Source organism: Nocardioides allogilvus (genome assembly GCF_003047285.1).
Taxonomy (GTDB): Bacteria; Actinomycetota; Actinomycetes; order Propionibacteriales; family Nocardioidaceae; genus Nocardioides; species Nocardioides allogilvus.
Genome location: NZ_PZYX01000002.1, coordinates 408,120 through 422,797, shown reverse-complemented (window position 1 = coordinate 422,797; position 14,678 = coordinate 408,120). Strand labels below are relative to the sequence as shown.

At 72.2% G+C, this 14,678-nt stretch carries 18 protein-coding genes; 6 read left to right on the top strand and 12 right to left on the bottom strand.

Annotated features, from left to right (window positions below):
* Positions 1 to 44 precede the first annotated feature (44 nt).
* Positions 45 to 1,637, top strand: coding sequence for a citramalate synthase (gene cimA / locus C9J87_RS05430; RefSeq protein ID WP_010833773.1), 1,593 nt, complete (start codon positions 45 to 47; stop codon positions 1,635 to 1,637).
* Positions 1,638 to 1,640: 3 nt separating this feature from the next.
* On the opposite strand, the gene C9J87_RS05425 is transcribed toward cimA, so the two are convergent.
* Positions 1,641 to 2,231, bottom strand: coding sequence for a TetR/AcrR family transcriptional regulator (locus C9J87_RS05425; RefSeq protein ID WP_232819834.1), 591 nt, complete (start codon positions 2,229 to 2,231; stop codon positions 1,641 to 1,643).
* A 95-nt stretch (positions 2,232 to 2,326) separates the two neighbouring features.
* On the opposite strand from C9J87_RS05425, the gene C9J87_RS05420 reads away from it, so the two are divergent.
* Positions 2,327 to 2,881, top strand: coding sequence for an NAD(P)H-dependent oxidoreductase (locus C9J87_RS05420; RefSeq protein WP_010833771.1), 555 nt, complete (start codon positions 2,327 to 2,329; stop codon positions 2,879 to 2,881).
* Positions 2,882 to 2,920: 39 nt separating this feature from the next.
* The gene (locus C9J87_RS05415) at positions 2,921 to 4,318 is read left to right on the top strand and encodes an amidase (RefSeq protein WP_107704918.1); all 1,398 of its coding nucleotides are present in this window, start codon (positions 2,921 to 2,923) and stop codon (positions 4,316 to 4,318) included.
* Between the two features lie 6 nt (positions 4,319 to 4,324).
* On the opposite strand, the gene C9J87_RS05410 is transcribed toward C9J87_RS05415, so the two are convergent.
* The 8 genes from C9J87_RS05410 to C9J87_RS05375 all read right to left on the bottom strand — a co-directional run bounded on the left by C9J87_RS05410 (position 4,325) and on the right by C9J87_RS05375 (position 10,804).
* Positions 4,325 to 4,705: a VOC family protein gene (locus C9J87_RS05410; protein ID WP_010833769.1), complete on the bottom strand. Its 381-nt coding sequence runs from the start codon at positions 4,703 to 4,705 to the stop codon at positions 4,325 to 4,327.
* A 74-nt stretch (positions 4,706 to 4,779) separates the two neighbouring features.
* Positions 4,780 to 5,445, bottom strand: coding sequence for a dethiobiotin synthase (gene bioD, locus C9J87_RS05405; RefSeq protein ID WP_010833768.1), 666 nt, complete (start codon positions 5,443 to 5,445; stop codon positions 4,780 to 4,782).
* On the bottom strand, positions 5,442 to 6,572 hold the full coding sequence (locus C9J87_RS05400; protein ID WP_107704917.1) for an 8-amino-7-oxononanoate synthase: 1,131 nt from the start codon (positions 6,570 to 6,572) through the stop codon (positions 5,442 to 5,444). Before C9J87_RS05400 ends, bioD begins: the two co-directional genes overlap by 4 nt.
* Complete coding sequence (locus C9J87_RS05395) at positions 6,572 to 7,813, bottom strand: adenosylmethionine--8-amino-7-oxononanoate transaminase (protein WP_107704916.1); 1,242 nt, start codon at positions 7,811 to 7,813, stop codon at positions 6,572 to 6,574. The genes C9J87_RS05400 and C9J87_RS05395 overlap by 1 nt, the downstream gene beginning before the upstream one ends.
* Complete coding sequence (bioB, locus tag C9J87_RS05390) at positions 7,810 to 8,880, bottom strand: biotin synthase BioB (protein ID WP_010833765.1); 1,071 nt, start codon at positions 8,878 to 8,880, stop codon at positions 7,810 to 7,812. Before bioB ends, C9J87_RS05395 begins: the two co-directional genes overlap by 4 nt.
* Positions 8,881 to 8,904: 24 nt before the next feature.
* Positions 8,905 to 9,513, bottom strand: a complete 609-nt coding sequence (locus C9J87_RS05385; RefSeq protein WP_010833764.1) for an energy-coupling factor transporter transmembrane component T family protein — start codon at positions 9,511 to 9,513, stop codon at positions 8,905 to 8,907.
* Complete coding sequence (locus tag C9J87_RS05380; RefSeq protein ID WP_010833763.1) at positions 9,510 to 10,199, bottom strand: energy-coupling factor ABC transporter ATP-binding protein; 690 nt, start codon at positions 10,197 to 10,199, stop codon at positions 9,510 to 9,512. Before C9J87_RS05380 ends, C9J87_RS05385 begins: the two co-directional genes overlap by 4 nt.
* Positions 10,196 to 10,804, bottom strand: a complete 609-nt coding sequence (locus C9J87_RS05375; protein WP_010833762.1) for a biotin transporter BioY — start codon at positions 10,802 to 10,804, stop codon at positions 10,196 to 10,198. The genes C9J87_RS05380 and C9J87_RS05375 overlap by 4 nt, the downstream gene beginning before the upstream one ends.
* 106 nt (positions 10,805 to 10,910) lie before the next feature.
* Between C9J87_RS05375 and C9J87_RS05370 the strand changes: the two genes are divergently transcribed.
* A complete protein-coding gene (locus C9J87_RS05370; RefSeq protein WP_107704915.1) occupies positions 10,911 to 11,483 on the top strand; it encodes a TetR/AcrR family transcriptional regulator in 573 nt (190 codons plus the stop codon).
* Here C9J87_RS05370 and C9J87_RS05365 read toward each other — a convergent pair.
* Positions 11,473 to 12,087: a pentapeptide repeat-containing protein gene (locus C9J87_RS05365; RefSeq protein ID WP_232211514.1), complete on the bottom strand. Its 615-nt coding sequence runs from the start codon at positions 12,085 to 12,087 to the stop codon at positions 11,473 to 11,475. The genes C9J87_RS05370 and C9J87_RS05365 overlap by 11 nt on opposite strands.
* Positions 12,088 to 12,142: 55 nt before the next feature.
* Here C9J87_RS05365 and C9J87_RS05360 point away from each other — a divergent pair, with 55 nt between their 5' ends.
* Complete coding sequence (locus C9J87_RS05360) at positions 12,143 to 12,784, top strand: sulfotransferase family protein (protein WP_010833759.1); 642 nt, start codon at positions 12,143 to 12,145, stop codon at positions 12,782 to 12,784.
* Here the strand turns inward: C9J87_RS05360 and C9J87_RS05355 are convergent.
* Positions 12,772 to 13,347 (bottom strand): 2'-5' RNA ligase family protein, encoded by a 576-nt coding sequence (locus C9J87_RS05355; protein WP_010833758.1) that lies wholly within the window; start codon positions 13,345 to 13,347, stop codon positions 12,772 to 12,774. The two genes, C9J87_RS05360 and C9J87_RS05355, sit on opposite strands and share 13 nt — an antisense overlap.
* A 9-nt stretch (positions 13,348 to 13,356) precedes the next feature.
* Positions 13,357 to 14,205 (bottom strand): 3-methyladenine DNA glycosylase, encoded by an 849-nt coding sequence (locus tag C9J87_RS05350; RefSeq protein ID WP_107704914.1) that lies wholly within the window; start codon positions 14,203 to 14,205, stop codon positions 13,357 to 13,359.
* A 20-nt stretch (positions 14,206 to 14,225) separates the two neighbouring features.
* Between C9J87_RS05350 and C9J87_RS05345 the strand changes: the two genes are divergently transcribed.
* Positions 14,226 to 14,630: a VOC family protein gene (locus C9J87_RS05345; RefSeq protein WP_107704913.1), complete on the top strand. Its 405-nt coding sequence runs from the start codon at positions 14,226 to 14,228 to the stop codon at positions 14,628 to 14,630.
* The last annotated feature ends 48 nt before the right edge of the window (positions 14,631 to 14,678 follow it).

The following is a 14,678-nucleotide window of genomic DNA, read 5'->3' as shown; positions in this document are numbered from 1 at the left end:
GTTTTTTTGTGCCCCGATCTGCTCCGATGAGAAGGATTCATCCGATGTCCCAGCCGCTCGACCTGCAGGGCTCCTTCCACGTCTACGACACGACGCTGCGTGACGGCGCGCAGCAGGAGGGGCTCAACCTCTCCGTCGCCGACAAGCTGACGATCGCGCGCCAGCTCGACGGCCTGGGGGTCGGCTTCATCGAGGGCGGCTGGCCGGGCGCCAACCCCAAGGACACCGAGTTCTTCCGGCGCGCGAGCCAGGAGCTCGACCTGCGCCACGCGCGCCTCGCGGCCTTCGGGGCCACCCGGCGGGCCGGGGTCAGGGCGGCCGACGACCCGCAGGTCGCCGCGCTCCGCGACAGCGGCGCCTCGGTGGTGACGCTGGTCGCGAAGTCGCACGACCGCCACGTCGAGCTGGCCCTGCGCACCACCCTCGAGGAGAACCTCGCGATGGTGCGCGACACCGTCTCCCACCTCCGTGCCGAGGGCCAGACGGTCTTCCTCGACGCCGAGCACTTCTTCGACGGCTACCGAGACAACCGTGACTACGCCCTCGAGGTGTTGCGTACGGCGACGGAGGCCGGCGCCGAGGTCGTCGCCCTGTGCGACACCAACGGCGGCATGCTGCCCGACTGGGTCTCCGACGTGGTCACCGACGTGATCGCCTCGACGGGTGCCCGGGTCGGCATCCACGCCCACAACGACTCCGGCTGCGCGGTCGCCAACTCGCTGGCCGCCGTCGCTGCCGGCGCGACCCACGTGCAGGGCTGCATCAACGGCTACGGCGAGCGCACCGGCAACGCCGACCTGGTCACCGTCGTGGCCAACCTCGAGCTCAAGCTCGACCGGGCGGTGCTGCCGGCCGGGCTGCTGCGCGAGGCCACCCGGATCGCGCACGCCGTGGCCGAGGTGACCAACGTGCCGCCGGCGTCGCGCCAGCCCTACGTCGGCACGTCCGCCTTCGCGCACAAGGCCGGCCTGCACGCCTCGGCGATCAAGGTCGACCCCAACCTCTACCAGCACATGGACCCGATCGGCGTCGGCAACGACATGCGCCTGCTCGTCTCCGACATGGCCGGTCGTGCCTCGATCGAGCTCAAGGGCAAGGAGCTCGGCTTCGACCTCTCCGGCGACCGCGAGCTCGTGACGCGCGTGACCGACCGGGTCAAGGCGATGGAGCAGACCGGCTACACCTTCGAGGCGGCCGACGCGTCCTTCGAGCTGCTCCTCGTCGAGGAGGTCGAGGGCGTCCGCCCCTCCTACTTCGACGTCGAGTCGTGGCGCGTCATCACCGAGACCACGCCCGACGGCGAGGCGGTGTCCGAGGCCACGGTCAAGCTGCGCTCCGAGGAGGTCCGCTACGTCGTGACCGGCGAGGGCAACGGCCCCGTCAACGCCCTCGACGCCGCGCTCCGCTCGGCCATCGGCCAGGCCTTCCCGGAGGTGGCGAAGTTCGAGCTGATCGACTACAAGGTGCGGATCCTCGACCAGGGCCACGGCACCGACGCGATCACCCGGGTGCTGATCGAGACCTCGGACGGCGAGTCGTCATGGGTCACGGTCGGGGTCGGCCACAACGTGATCGAGGCGTCGTGGGGCGCGCTCGTCGACGGGCTGACCTTCGGGCTGCGCAAGCACCACCGCTGACGCTCAGCCGGCCACCACGCGACGTACGAGGTCGTCCCAGGCGGCCTCGATCCGCTCCAGGGTGACGTCGTCGGCCTGCTGCTGCTCGATCATGGTGATGTCGAGCGGGGCCAGGATGGCGATCGCCAGCAGGGGCAGGTCGCCGTCGACGCCCAGCTCGCCGAGCAGGTAGCGCACGTGCATGATCGCGAACGCCGCGGCCGCGCGCGAGCGGGCGCCGCTGCTGCCGGTCGCGGCCTTGATCAGGGCGCCGTGGGTGACGTTGAGCCGCAGCCGGGAGTGTCCCATCGCGAGCAGCCGGTCGTAGGCGGCGGCGCCGGGACCCAACGGTGGCGGGCCAGCCAAGACGGCGGACTGCCACTCCGTCTCCGAGCGGTTGAGCACGGCCGCCATCAGGCCCTCGCGGCTCTCGAAGCGTCGGAACAGGGTGCCCTTGCCGACCCCCGCCGCGTGCGCGACGCAGTCCATGGAGAGGCCCTCGACGCCGACCTCGTCGACGAGCCGGGACGCGGCAGCCAGGATCGCGTCGCGGTTGCGGGCGGCGTCGGCGCGCTCGTGAGGCGGCTCGTCGGCCATCGGGAGACTGATCGGCACGTCGTCAGGGTAGTTGTCGTGCCCGGCGGACGGCCGTGTGCTGGAAATTCTCCGCGATCGGGAATGCAAACGGACCGCGGTCCGTTTAAACCGGCATGACTACCTCGAACCAGACCCGTGTCGCTGTCCTCGTCGGCTCCCTGCGTGCCGACTCGCTCAACCGTCGCATCGCCGAGCACCTCTCGGCCAACGCCCCCGAGGGCGTCACCATCGACATCGTCGAGGGCCTCGACCAGATCCCGTTCTACAACGAGGAGCTCGACGGCGAGACCGTCCCCGCGAGCGCCGTCGCCCTGCGTGTCGCCGTGGCCGCCGCCGACCGCCTGCTCGTCGTGACGCCGGAGTACAACGGCACCATGCCGGCCGTCCTCAACAACGCCATCGACTGGCTCTCGCGCCCGTACGGCGCCGGCGCCATCGTGGGCAAGCCGTTCGCGGCCGTCGGCGCCACCCCGACGCCGTACGGCGGCAAGTGGTCGCACGAGCACGCGCGCCACTCCGCGACCATCGCCGGCGCGACCGTCGTCGAGGGCATCGTCGCGAGCGAGTCGGCCCTCAACGGTGACCTGCTCGCCGACGAGGCAGCGGTCGAGCGCCTCGTGGGTGCCCTGACCGCCCTCGTGTCGCACGAGACCGTCGCTGCGGCCTGATCCCCGGCGTGCGCCGCGGCGCGCGAGTACCGTCGGGTCGTGCCTCCACTGCATGACCTGACCGCCCTCGAGCAGGGTGAGCTCGTGCGCCGCGGCGACGTCACGCCGCTCGACCTCGTCGAGCACTACCTCGAACGCGCCGACACCGTCGGCGCGTTCGTCACGTCCACGCCCGAGCAGGCGCGCGCGCACGCACGCAGGCTCCGGGACGGCGGTCGCCCCGAGGGTGCCGGCCCGTTGTGGGGAGTGCCCACCGCGATCAAGGACCTGCACCCGACGGCCGGCGTGCGCACGACGTTCGGCTCGGCGGCCTACGACGGCTTCGTGCCCGACGAGTCGGACGACCTCGTCCTCACCGTCGAGGCCGCGGGGATGCCCAGCCTGGGCAAGACGAACACACCGGAGTTCGGCTCGCCCTGCTACACCGAGCCCGACGTCGCCCCGCCGGCAGTCACCCCGTGGGATCCCCGCCGCACGGCTGGCGGGTCCTCCGGTGGTGCCGCGGCCGCGGTGGCCGCCGGGCTCGTCCCCGTGGCGCCGGGCTCGGACGGCGGTGGCTCCATCCGCATCCCGGCGTCGTGCTGCGGGCTGGTCGGGCTGAAGCCGACGCGCGGTCGGATCAGCGGCGCTCCGCGGTACGGCGATCCGGTCGGCCTGGCCACGCCCGGTCCGCTGGCGCGCACGGTGCGTGATGCCGCCGCCCTGCTCGACGTGCTCGCTGGTCGGCGGGTGGGGGATCCCTCCTGGGCGCCACCCCCTCTCGACTCGTTCCTGGCTGCCTGTGACCGCGACCCCGGACGTCTCCGGGTCGCTCGCTTCATCACACCAGTCATCACCGACAGTGAGGTCGAGCCTGTCGTCCGCACGGCGTGGGACGAGGCGTCCGCCCTGCTCGCCGGCCTCGGTCACGACGTGGTGGACATCGACGTGCCGCTGCCCCGCGAGGCGGTGGCGACCTTCGAGGTCTGCTGGGTGGTCCTCACGGCGATGGCCGAGGTCCCGGAGGGGCGCGAGCACGAGATCCGACCGCTTACGCGGTGGCTGAGCGAGAAGGGGCGGGCCGTCAGCGCTCCCGAGTTCGGCCTCGCGATCGGCCAGCTCCGGAGGTATGCCGCGGACGCGCTGGCCAGCCTGGCGCCGTACGACCTCGTGCTCACGCCGACCCTGGCCACGCTCCCTCCCTTGGTCGGCGACCTGCGCGACGACGAGGACCCGGCGGCCGACTTCGAGGCGCAGAAGCGGTTCACGCCGTGGACGAGCGCGTGGAACGTGACCGGGATGCCGGCGGTCTCGCTGCCGCTCCACTGGACGCCGGACGGTCTCCCCGTCGGCGTGATGCTGGCCGCGCGGCCGGCCGAGGAGGAGCTGCTGCTCTCGGTCTCGGCGCAGGTCGAGGCCGCTGCTCCGTGGGACGGGCGGCACCCGCCGGGGTGGTGAGCCGCGTCAGGTCGCCGGCTCGAACAGCTCGACGAGGTTGCCGGCGGGGTCGGTGAGCAGGACCTGACGACCACCCGGCCCGGAGACGACGTCGCTGGCGAAGGGCAGCCCTGCCTCCCGGAGCCGGGCCACGAGCGCGTCGAAGTCGTCGACGACCAGGTGGATGCGGTTGCGGCCGGCCGACATCGAACCGTCGGGAGTCGCGCGGGCGCCGGAGCTGGCGGTGCCGGAGAGCAGGAGCCGCAGGGGCCCGCGCACGACGTCGGCGAAGGGTGGCGCCGGGTGCGAGAGCAGCTCGAACCCGAGGTGCGTGGTGTAGAACTCGACGGCTGCGTCGACGTCGTCGACGAGGTAGCGCACGCTGGCGTACTGGTCGGATGCATTCATGGTGAACCTCCGAGCGGGCCGGGTAGTTGAGTGAGGGTTTGTCGTGATCTCGTCGAGATCCGACAAGTTCTCACTTAACTACGCCCTGCCTCCTGCGTGAACCACCCAGGAGCGGCTGCGAGGAATGCCGACTGCTCCAGCGACCCGACGTCGGCCGGGATCACCGCGAGCACGGGCAGTCCCGTCACGCGCGGCAGGTCGTCGAGGTTGCAGCGCTCGGCGAGGTCGGGCGAGGCCGGCCAGGACCCGATGACCAGCCCCTCCGGCTCGAGGCCACGCGTGCGCAACGCGTCGACGGTGAGCTCGGTGTGGTTGAGCGTGCCCAGCCCGGCAGCGACGACGACCACGACGGAGGCGTCCAGCGCGGCGGCGAGGTCGAGCAGCGTTCCGCCCTCGGAGTCGAGGCGCACGAGCAGTCCGCCCGCACCCTCGACGATCACCGTGTCGAAGTCGTCCGCGAGCCCACGGACCCGGGCGGCGTGCTCCGCCACGCTCGGCAGCGTGACCCCGACCAGCCGGGCGGCGGTGTCGGGCGCGAGCGGATCGGGCAGGCGGACCAGCTCGGTGACCTCGCAGCCCGCGAGGCGGCGTACGTCGTCGACGTCACCGACCTCGCCGGGCAGGACGCCCGTCTGCACCGGCTTGACCACGACGACCGACCCGGCGGCGCGTGCGGCCAGGGCCGCGGTCGCGACGGTCTTGCCCACGCCGGTGCCCGTGCCGGTGACGACGAGGATCATCGGTGCGCCTCGACGACCTTGGCCAGCAGGTCGCCCGCCTTCGCCCACGCGTCGTCGGGCACGCCCGCGTTGGTGGTGATGCGCAGGCGCGAGATGCCGTCCGGCACCGACGGCGGCCGGAAGCAGCCGACGCGCACGCCGTGCTCCAGGCACTCGGCCTGGGCAGCGATCGCGACGTGCGGCGAGGTCATCGGCACGGAGAGTACGGCGCCCGCCGGGACGTCCACGCCGAGCCGGGTGGCGAGGGACTCGACGCGGGCGCGGACCACGCCCGGCAGGTCCGGTCGCGAGCGCAGCACCCGCAGGGCGGCGATGGCGCCACCGGTCGCGGCCGGGTTGAGCGCGGTGTCGAAGATGAACGGTCGCGCCCGGTTGACGAGGTGGTGGACCAGGGCGGGGGAGCCGAGGACGGCGCCGCCCTGGGCGCCGAGCGACTTGGACAGCGTGGCCGTGACGACGACGTGGGGCGCGGAGGCGAGGCCGAGTGCCTTGACCAGTCCTTCGCCGGCAGTGCCCGCCACACCGAGCCCGTGGGCCTCGTCGACGATCAGCAGTGCGTCGTGGCGGGTGCACACCTCGGCCAGCTCGACGAGGGGAGCGGCGTCGCCGAGCACGGAGTAGATCGACTCGGCCAGCACGATCGCGCGCCGGCTCCCTGCACCCGCGAGGGCCTGGTCGACGGCATCCACGTCGCCGTGCGGCGTGACCGCGATCTCGGAGCGCGACAGGCGGGCGGCGTCGATCAGGGACGCGTGGATGTGGGCGTCGGAGACGATCAAGGTGTCGCGGTCGGCCAGTGCGGTGACGACCGCGAGGTTGGCGTGGTAGCCGGTCGACATGACGAGCGCGGCGGGCTGGCCCAGGAAGACGGCCAGCTCCTGCTCGAGCGTCTCGTGCAGGGTCAGGGTGCCGGTGACCAGCCGGGACGCCCCGGCGCCGGCGCCCCACGTGCGGGCGGTGTCCGCGGCCGCGGCGACGACGACGGGGTCGCGCGAGAGCCCGAGGTAGTCGTTGCCGGCGAGGTCGATGACGTCGTCGTCGGGGCCGCGCGGCCGCAGCCTGCGGGTCAGCCCGGCGGCGTCACGGCGGACTGCCTCGTCGGTCAGCCACGTCTCCCAGGCGCCCATCACGCCACCTCCGCGGCCGCGAGCATCGCCGCGCAGATCGTGTCGATCTCGTCGTCGGTGCAGATGTAGGGCGGCATCGTGTAGATCAGGTCGCGGAACGGTCGCAGCCACACCCCGGCTGCCAGGGCGGCGTCCGTCGCGACGGCCACGTCGACCGCGTGGTCGAGCTGGATCACGCCGACGGCGCCGATGGTGCGTACGCCGAGCACGCCGGGTCGCGCGGCCGCTGCGGCGAGCCCGGGGGTCAGGCGCTCGTTGATGCGGGTGATCGTCGCCTGCCAGTCGTTGCTGAGCAGGAGGTCGATGCTGGCCGAGGCGACGGCGCACGCGAGCGGGTTGGCCATGAAGGTGGGGCCGTGCATCAGCACGCCGCCCGGCTCGATCCGGTCCGCGACCTCGCTGGTGCACAGCACTGCCGCGAGCGACATGTAGCCGCCGGTCAGCGCCTTGCCCAGGCAGAGGATGTCCGGCTTCACCTCGGCCGCGTCCATGGCGAAGAGGTGGCCAGTGCGGCCGAAGCCGGTCGCGATCTCGTCGAAGACCAGCACCAGGTCGTGCTCGTCGGCGATCTCGCGGAAGACGGTCAGGCACTCGGCCGGGTAGGGGTGCATGCCGCCGGCGCCCTGGAGGAGCGGCTCCACGATCAGGCCGGCGATGCCGGACGCGTGCTCGGCGGCGAGGGCTCGCATGGCGGACACCCACTCCTCGATCGGCTCACCGACCGCGGGAGGCCGGGGCCCGAAGACCTGATCGGGGAGGACGCCCGACCACAGCGTGTGCATGCCGCCCTCGGGGTCGCACACGCTCATCGCGTCGAAGGTGTCACCGTGGTAGCCGCCACGGACGGTCAGGAAGCGCCGGCGCCCCGGTCGTGCCTGCATCGCCATCTTCATCGCGACCTCGACGCTGACCGAGCCGCTGTCGGCGAAGAAGACGTGCGGCAGACCGGTCAGCTCGACCAGCTGCTGGCCGAGCCGGACCGCGGGCTCGTGGGTCAGCCCGCCGAACATCACGTGTGAGAAGTCGGCGAGCTGTCGGCGTACGGCATCGTCCAGGACCGGGTGCCGGTAGCCGTGGATGGTCGCCCACCACGACGACATCGCGTCAATGGCCTCGCGACCGTCGATCTCGAGCCGAGCACCTGACGCGGCCGTGACCAGGCGCGTCGGTGCCGGCGTCGTGAGGGAGGTGTAGGGGTGCCAGAGGTGCGCGCGGTCCCAGTCGAGCAGGTCGGGCATCAGGCGTTGGCGGCGACGGTCGTCCCCGCCCCGCGTCGACGGATGGCCGGGTCGTGCGACTGACCGGCGGCGACCTGGGCGTCATGCTCGTCCGAGCCGAGCACCACGAAGCCGTTGTCGCGGATCAGCTCGAGGTCGGTCTCGGCCGCCTGGCCCTCGGAGGTGAGGTAGTCGCCGAGGAAGATCGAGTTGGCGACGTGGAGTGCGAGGCCCTGCAGCGAGCGCAGGTGCATCTCGCGACCGCCGGCGATCCGGACCTCGCGGTCGGGGCACACGAAGCGCGCCATCGCCAGGATCTTCACGCAGCGGGTGGGGTCGAGCTCCCACGTGTTCTCGTACGGCGTGCCGTCGAAGGGCATCAGGAAGTTGACCGGGATCGAGTCGGACTCCAGCTCGCGCAGGGCGAAGAGGGCCTCGACCAGCTGCTCGTCGGTCTCGCCCAGGCCGGCGATCAGGCCGGAGCAGGGGGAGAGCCCGGCGGTCTTGGCCTTGGTCACCGTGTCGACGCGGTCGGCATAGGTGTGGGTCTGCACGATCGTGTCGTGGTGGGACTCGGCGGTGTTGATGTTGTGGTTGTAGGCGTCGACGCCGGCGTCCTTGAGCCGCTCGGCCTGGCCCTCCTTGAGCAGGCCGAGACAGGCGCAGACCTCGACGCCGGGGTTCTCGCCCTTGATGGCGCCGACCATCTCGGTGACCTTGTCGATGTCGCGGTCACTCGGACCGCGACCGCTGGAGACCATGCAGACGCGGGTGGCGCCGCCCTTGAGCCCGGCCGCGGCCTGCTCGAGCGCCTCGTCGGTCTTGAGCCAGGAGTACTTCAGGATCGGCGCCGTCGAGCCGAGCGCCTGCGAGCAGTAGTTGCAGTTCTCCTGGCACAGGCCGGACTTGAGGTTGACGAGGTAGTTGACCTTGACCGTGTTCCCGAAGTGGGCCCGGCGCAGCCGTCCGGCCGCCGCGACCACGTCGAGCAGCTCCGCGTCGCTCGCGCGGAGCACCGCGAGCGCGTCGTCGGGGGTGGCGGCGCCACCGGCGAGGATGCGGTCGGCGATCTGGGCGAAGGTCGTCGTCATGGTTTCTCCTGGTGGGGTGGGTGATCAGTCGTGGATGCCGCGGGCGTGCAGGGCGTCGCCGGTGGCACGGGCGTGGGCGACGACCCGGATGACGAGGGGCGTCAGCCGGGCCCGGGGATCGCGTTCGAGGCCGCGCGCCACAGCGGCGTCGCGGGTCTCGTCGGCGAGCTTGAGGGTGGTGGGGATGCCGCGCAGCAGCAGGGAGAAGGCGAGCGCGACGCCGTCGGGGTCGACGCCGATGCGGCGCAGCGGGCGCAGTCCGCGCGTGATGGTGTCGAGCATCTCGTCGACCGGCGTGGTGACCGTGAGGACCGTCGCGAGCAGCACGAGGGTGACCAGGTCGCCGACGGACTCGACCGCGCGCATCCAGCCCTGCTGCCACCACAGGTAGGCCGCCAGCATCGCGACGACGAGCAGCAGGCCGCGCAGCGAGCGGAGCAGGGAGCGCCAGCCCATCCGGGAGGAGGCGACGACGGCCAGCGTCACGGCGAGCTCGGCGACCACGGTGGCCGGGCCGTGCAGGGCGACGACGACGATGCTCGCGGCCAGCAGGCCCAGCAGCTTGGCCCCGGCGGGGAGCCGGTGCAGCCACGTCGTGCCGGGCTGGTGGAGCCCCAGCAGGTCGCCGCTCATGCCGTCACCCGGTAGTGGGCGACGGCTGCGGCTGCGGGCCCGTCGAACGCGACGCGACCGTCCGCCATCACGATCCCGCGCTCGCAGCGGGCGGCCAGGTCGAGGTCGTGGGTGACCAGCACGAGCTGCTGGGGGAGCGAGAGCAGCAGGTCGCCGATCCGGCGGGCGTTGGCGAGGTCGAGCAGCGTGGTCGGCTCGTCGGCGACGACGACGTCGGGCTCGATCGCCAGGACTCCGGCGAGCGCGAGCAGCTGGCGCTGGCCGCCGGAGAGCGAGTGGACGCTGCGGTCGCCGAGGCCCTCGAGGCCGTAGTCCGCCAGCAGCGTCTCTGCCGCCGCGCGCCGCAGGTGCTTGTCCCGGTGGTGGCGGCGCAGCGAGAGCGCGATGTCCTCGACGGCCGTCGGCATCACCAGCTGGGCAGCCGGGTCGGTGAAGACGAACCCGACCTTGCGGCGTACGGCGCGGCCCTCGCGTGCGACGTCGAGGCCGTCGACGCGCACGCGGCCGGTCGAGGCGGTCACGAGACCGTTGAGGAGGCGGGCGAGGGTGGACTTGCCCGACCCGTTGGGACCGATCAGCGCGATGCTCGGCTCGGTGAGGGACAGCGAGGTCTCCTCGAGCACGACGACGTCACCGTCCGCCACGGGGAAGCGGACGGTGACGCGGTCGAGCTCGATGCGGCTCACGCCGCGAGCGCGTCCTCGGGCTGCTCGGTGCGCCGGGCGCCGAGCAGGTCCGGGAAGGCGCGGTGGACCGCGGTCGCGACGATCGCGACGGCGATGTTCTTGAGCACGTCGCCGGGCCAGAAGAACTTGTCGAAGTCGAAGGCGCCGGCCCAGGTCATCGGGACTCGCAGCACCAGGCCGGCCATGCCGAGGGTGTGGATGAAGACGGCGCTGCTGACCAGCCCGGCGGCGAAGATCAGCGGCAGGCTGGTCTGGATCGCGCGGCGGGGGAGCCGCTCGACGATGAAGCCGCACAGGCCCGCGGCCAGCGGGAAGCCGACGAGGTAGCCCGCCGACGGACCTGTCAGGACCCCGAGCCCGGCAGCGCCGCTGGTGAAGATGGGCAGCCCGGCCGCGCCGGCGACGACGTAGAGCAGGGCGGCCAGGAAGCCGCGACGAGCGCCTAGGACGGCGCCGCTGAGCAGCACGCCGAAGGTCTGCAGCGTGATCGGCACCGGTCCGCCGATGCCGATGGCCGGGGAGATCGCGCAGACGGCGATCAACGCGGCGAAGCCGGCGATCAGGGCGATGTCGGTGCCCGTGCTGCGGCTGGGTGCGATGCTCATGACGACTGCTCTCGGATCAGGGGGACTGACCTGAACAGTGGTCAGTTGAACGGCGTTCAGGTTAGGCTGCGGGGGACGTGTCGGTCAACGGACGGCGGGGAGTGAGATGCGTTACCACCGCGATGACGTGCTCGCGCACGCACACCAGCTGGTCGCGACCTACGGTCTCGGCGCGCTGACGATGCGCCGGCTCGGCGCCGAGCTGGGCGTGCAGCCCAGTGCGATCTACCACCACTTCGCCAACAAGCAGACGCTGCTCGCTGCGGTCGCCGAGGAGATCCTCCGCCGCGGCCAGCGCCCCCGCACGGCCGACGACGCCGACTGGACCGGCCGGGTGCACGAGGTCTGCGCCGAGCTGCGCGACGCGATGCTCGCCTGCACCGACGGCGCCGACGTGGTCGCCACGGTGTGGGCCTTCGGCATGGGGGTCCAGGGCCCGCCGCTCGAGCTCGAGGCGATCCTGCGAGCCGCCGGGCTGGACGACGACCTGGCGCTCGTCGGGAGCCGGACGCTGCTCCACTACATCTTCGGTCACGCCTTCGAGGAGCAGACCGCGATCCAGGCGATCAGCGCCGGTGCTGTGGAGCGCGAGCTCGACTCGCTGCCCGACTTCTGGACCGGCCTGGAGGTCGTCGTCGACGGTCTCCGCTCGCGCGTCGAGGCTGCCGTCAGGGCGTGACGTCGGCGCCGTACAGCTCAGCGAGCAGCACGGCACCCATGAGGTCGAGCTTGGTGCGCCGCAGCTGGGCCACCGACAGGTCGACGCCGTCGAGCGAGGCCCCGCGCAGGTCGGCGTCGTCGAGCTTCGTCTCCCGCAGCGTGGCCCGGTCGAGCTGCGCCTTGGTGAGTACGGCGAACGACAGGTCGCTCATGGACAGGTCGGCCTCGCGCAGGTCGACCCCGGTGAAGTCGATCCTGCTCAGGTTGGCTCCGCGGATGGTGACCGACTGCCACTGCCCGCCGCGCAGGGTCAGCGGTCGCATCGTGCACTCGGAGAAGACGCTGCCGACCAGCTTGCAGCCGTCGAAGGTCGCGTCGAAGAACTTGCAGCGCCGGAAGTCGCAGGCGACGAACGCCGTCGACGTGTGCACGCTCGAGCCGAAGGAGCAGTTGTGGAACGTGCAGCGCTCGAACGTCGCCCCGGACGTCGTCGCCTCGCTGAAGTCGACGCCGCTGAAGGTGCAGTCAACGAAGCTCGCGGCGCCGAGGTCCTCGGCGTACCAGTCGTCGTTCTTGTACTGGCGGCCGTCGGCCTGCATGGGGGTCGGCGGCTCGTCGGTCACGCCGCTCACGCTAACCGGGCCGAGCCCGGGCGCAGCCGCCGGTAGGGTCGGGCGCGTGATCGCGTCCCATGCCCACCGCTTCATCTTCCTCAAGACTCGCAAGACGGCGGGCACGAGCGTCGAGATCGCGCTGTCGAAGGTGTGCGGCCCCGACGACGTCATCACGTTGATCAGCCCTGAGGACGAGGAGCTGCGCCGCAACGCCGGTGGCCTCCCGCCCCAGAACTTCGAGTCGCCGCCCCTGCCGCGACGGGCCTTCAACCACATGAGCGCGCGGCTCACGCGCGACGTCGTCGGCGTCCCCGCCTGGCGCGACTACTACAAGTTCGCGATCGAGCGGAACCCGTGGGACGCCGTCGTCTCGCTGTACTACTGGAAGTACAAGGACCTGCCCGACCTGCCCGACTTCGAGAAGTACGTCAGCGAGGAGTGGATCGAGCAGCTCGCCAACAACCGCCGGATGTATCGCATCCGCGGCCGTCTCGCCGTCGATCGCGTCCTGCGCTACGAGCGCCTCGCCGACGAGCTCGACGAGGTGTGGGACCACCTCGGTCTCCCCGGCTCGCCCGACCTTCCGCGCGCCAAGGCCAACGCCCGCCCCGCCGGTCACTACCGCGAGCTGTACACCGACGCCTCCCGGGCCCGCGTCGCCGACGTGTTCGCCGACGCCATCGAGGCGTTCGACTACGAGTTCTGACCCGACCGTGTGGCTTCGGGGCCTGCGGGTGACTCCAGATCCACACGGCCGCTCGCCTGGCTCCGCGCGAGCTCCTCGATCTCGCCCGTGACCGGGTCCCACCAGCGCAGCCGGGTGCAGGTCAGTGTGGCCGGGGCAGGGTGCGCGTCCAGGACCTCCAGCAGCTCGGCCAGCCGGGTCCGCGGCACTCGGCGCGCGAGCGTGACGTGCGGGGTCCAGACCGGGTGTCGCAGGTCCGGCACGCGGTCGCGCACGCGGGCAGCGGCGGCGGCCAGCGTGTGGTCCGGCTCGACGAGGAGGGCGACCGTGACTCGCGCGCCCACTCCGAGGAGCACGACGCCGCGCACGACGAGGGTGGCCGGCAACGCGATCGTCGCGGTCGCGACAGCCGTCAGCGCCGGGTCGAGCGTCTGGGCAGCGACGAGCGTGAGGTGCGGGGCGTTCGTCATGGACCTGTGATCGGCCTGGGACGGCAGTCCCGCCGCCCGGAGCGCCTCCCACTGCCTGACAACGGCCGCCTCGCTCGCGTCGTCGAAGCTCAGCTCGAGGGCGAAGTCAGCCACGGGGGCAGGCTACCGAGTGGCGAGCAGTCGCTCGCACTCCTCGATCAGTCTGCGCCGCAGCGGCGCGCCCCGCTCCGCGAACGCCCGCTGCGCGCGGACATAGGTTGCCTTCCCCTCCGGCGTCTCGATCGGGATCGGGTCGAAACCGAGGTCCAGCAGGTCGTACGGCGCCGCGCGCATGTCGAGGACACGGATCTCGCGCGCCAGCTCGAAGCAGTCGGCGACCAGGTCGCTGCAGATCATCGGGGTCAGGCGGAACGCGTGCTTGTAGAGGTCCATCCCCGCGTGCAGGCAGCCCGGTTGCTCGTACGCCGCGCGGTCGTCGCTCGCAGGCTGCAGGACGTTGAGCCCGCGCGCGGGTGAGGTGAAGAAGCGGAAGGCGTCGAAGTGGGAGCACTTGACCTGGTGTGCCTCGACGACCTCGTCGGTGCCGGACGACCCGAGCCGCAGCGGCCAGTCGTTGTGCCGCAGCTCGTCGGGGGACTGGCGGTAGACCATCGCCCACTCGTGCAGCCCGAAGCAGCCGGTGTGCGCCGGCCGGGCCTCGGTGGCGCGCAGCAGGTTGAGGAGCCCGCGGACGAGCTGCGCCTGCGACGCGACGTGCTCGGCCGTGACCGCGCCGTCGCGGTAGCCGCGGAGCCCGTCGAACTCCGGGGCGTCGGCCAGCGCGGCGCCGTACCCCGGATGCCAGCGGCGCAGCTGGGCAGGGCGCTGCGCGTAGTAGGTGAAGAGGAAGTCGTGCACGGGGTGCTTGACCGACGAGCCGCGACGAGCGAGGTGGGGCTCGATGAAGGCGTCGACCCGGGCCGCGTGGGCGGCTGCACGGGCCTGCCAATTCTCGCGTGCCAGCACCTCCATGGCGTGCAAGGCTAGGCGTCATGACCGTCGAGATGCACAACGTCACCTTCGACTGCGCCGACGCCCGCAAGCTCGCGGACTTCTGGGCGGCCCTGCTGGGGTGGAGCGTCTTCCACGACGACGATCCCGAGGTGGTCGTCGCACCCAGCTTCCCGACGCGCGGGCTGGGACTGCTCTTCATCCCGGTCCCCGAGGGCAAGACGGTCAAGAACCGGCTGCACCTCGACGTCGCGCCGACCGACTGCACCCGTGACGAGCAGGTCGAGCAGGCCATCGCCCTCGGCGCCGCGATCCACGAGGACCACCGCAACGAGGACGGCACCGGCTGGGTCACGATGACCGACCCGGAGGGCAACGAGTTCTGCATCGAGCGCAGCACGGTGGAGAAGGGCGGCCCGCAGCGCGGGGTGTTCCGGCTCGGCTGATCCGCCGTCGGCCGCGCGCTCGACCCACCCGAGCGCCGGATAGGGTCA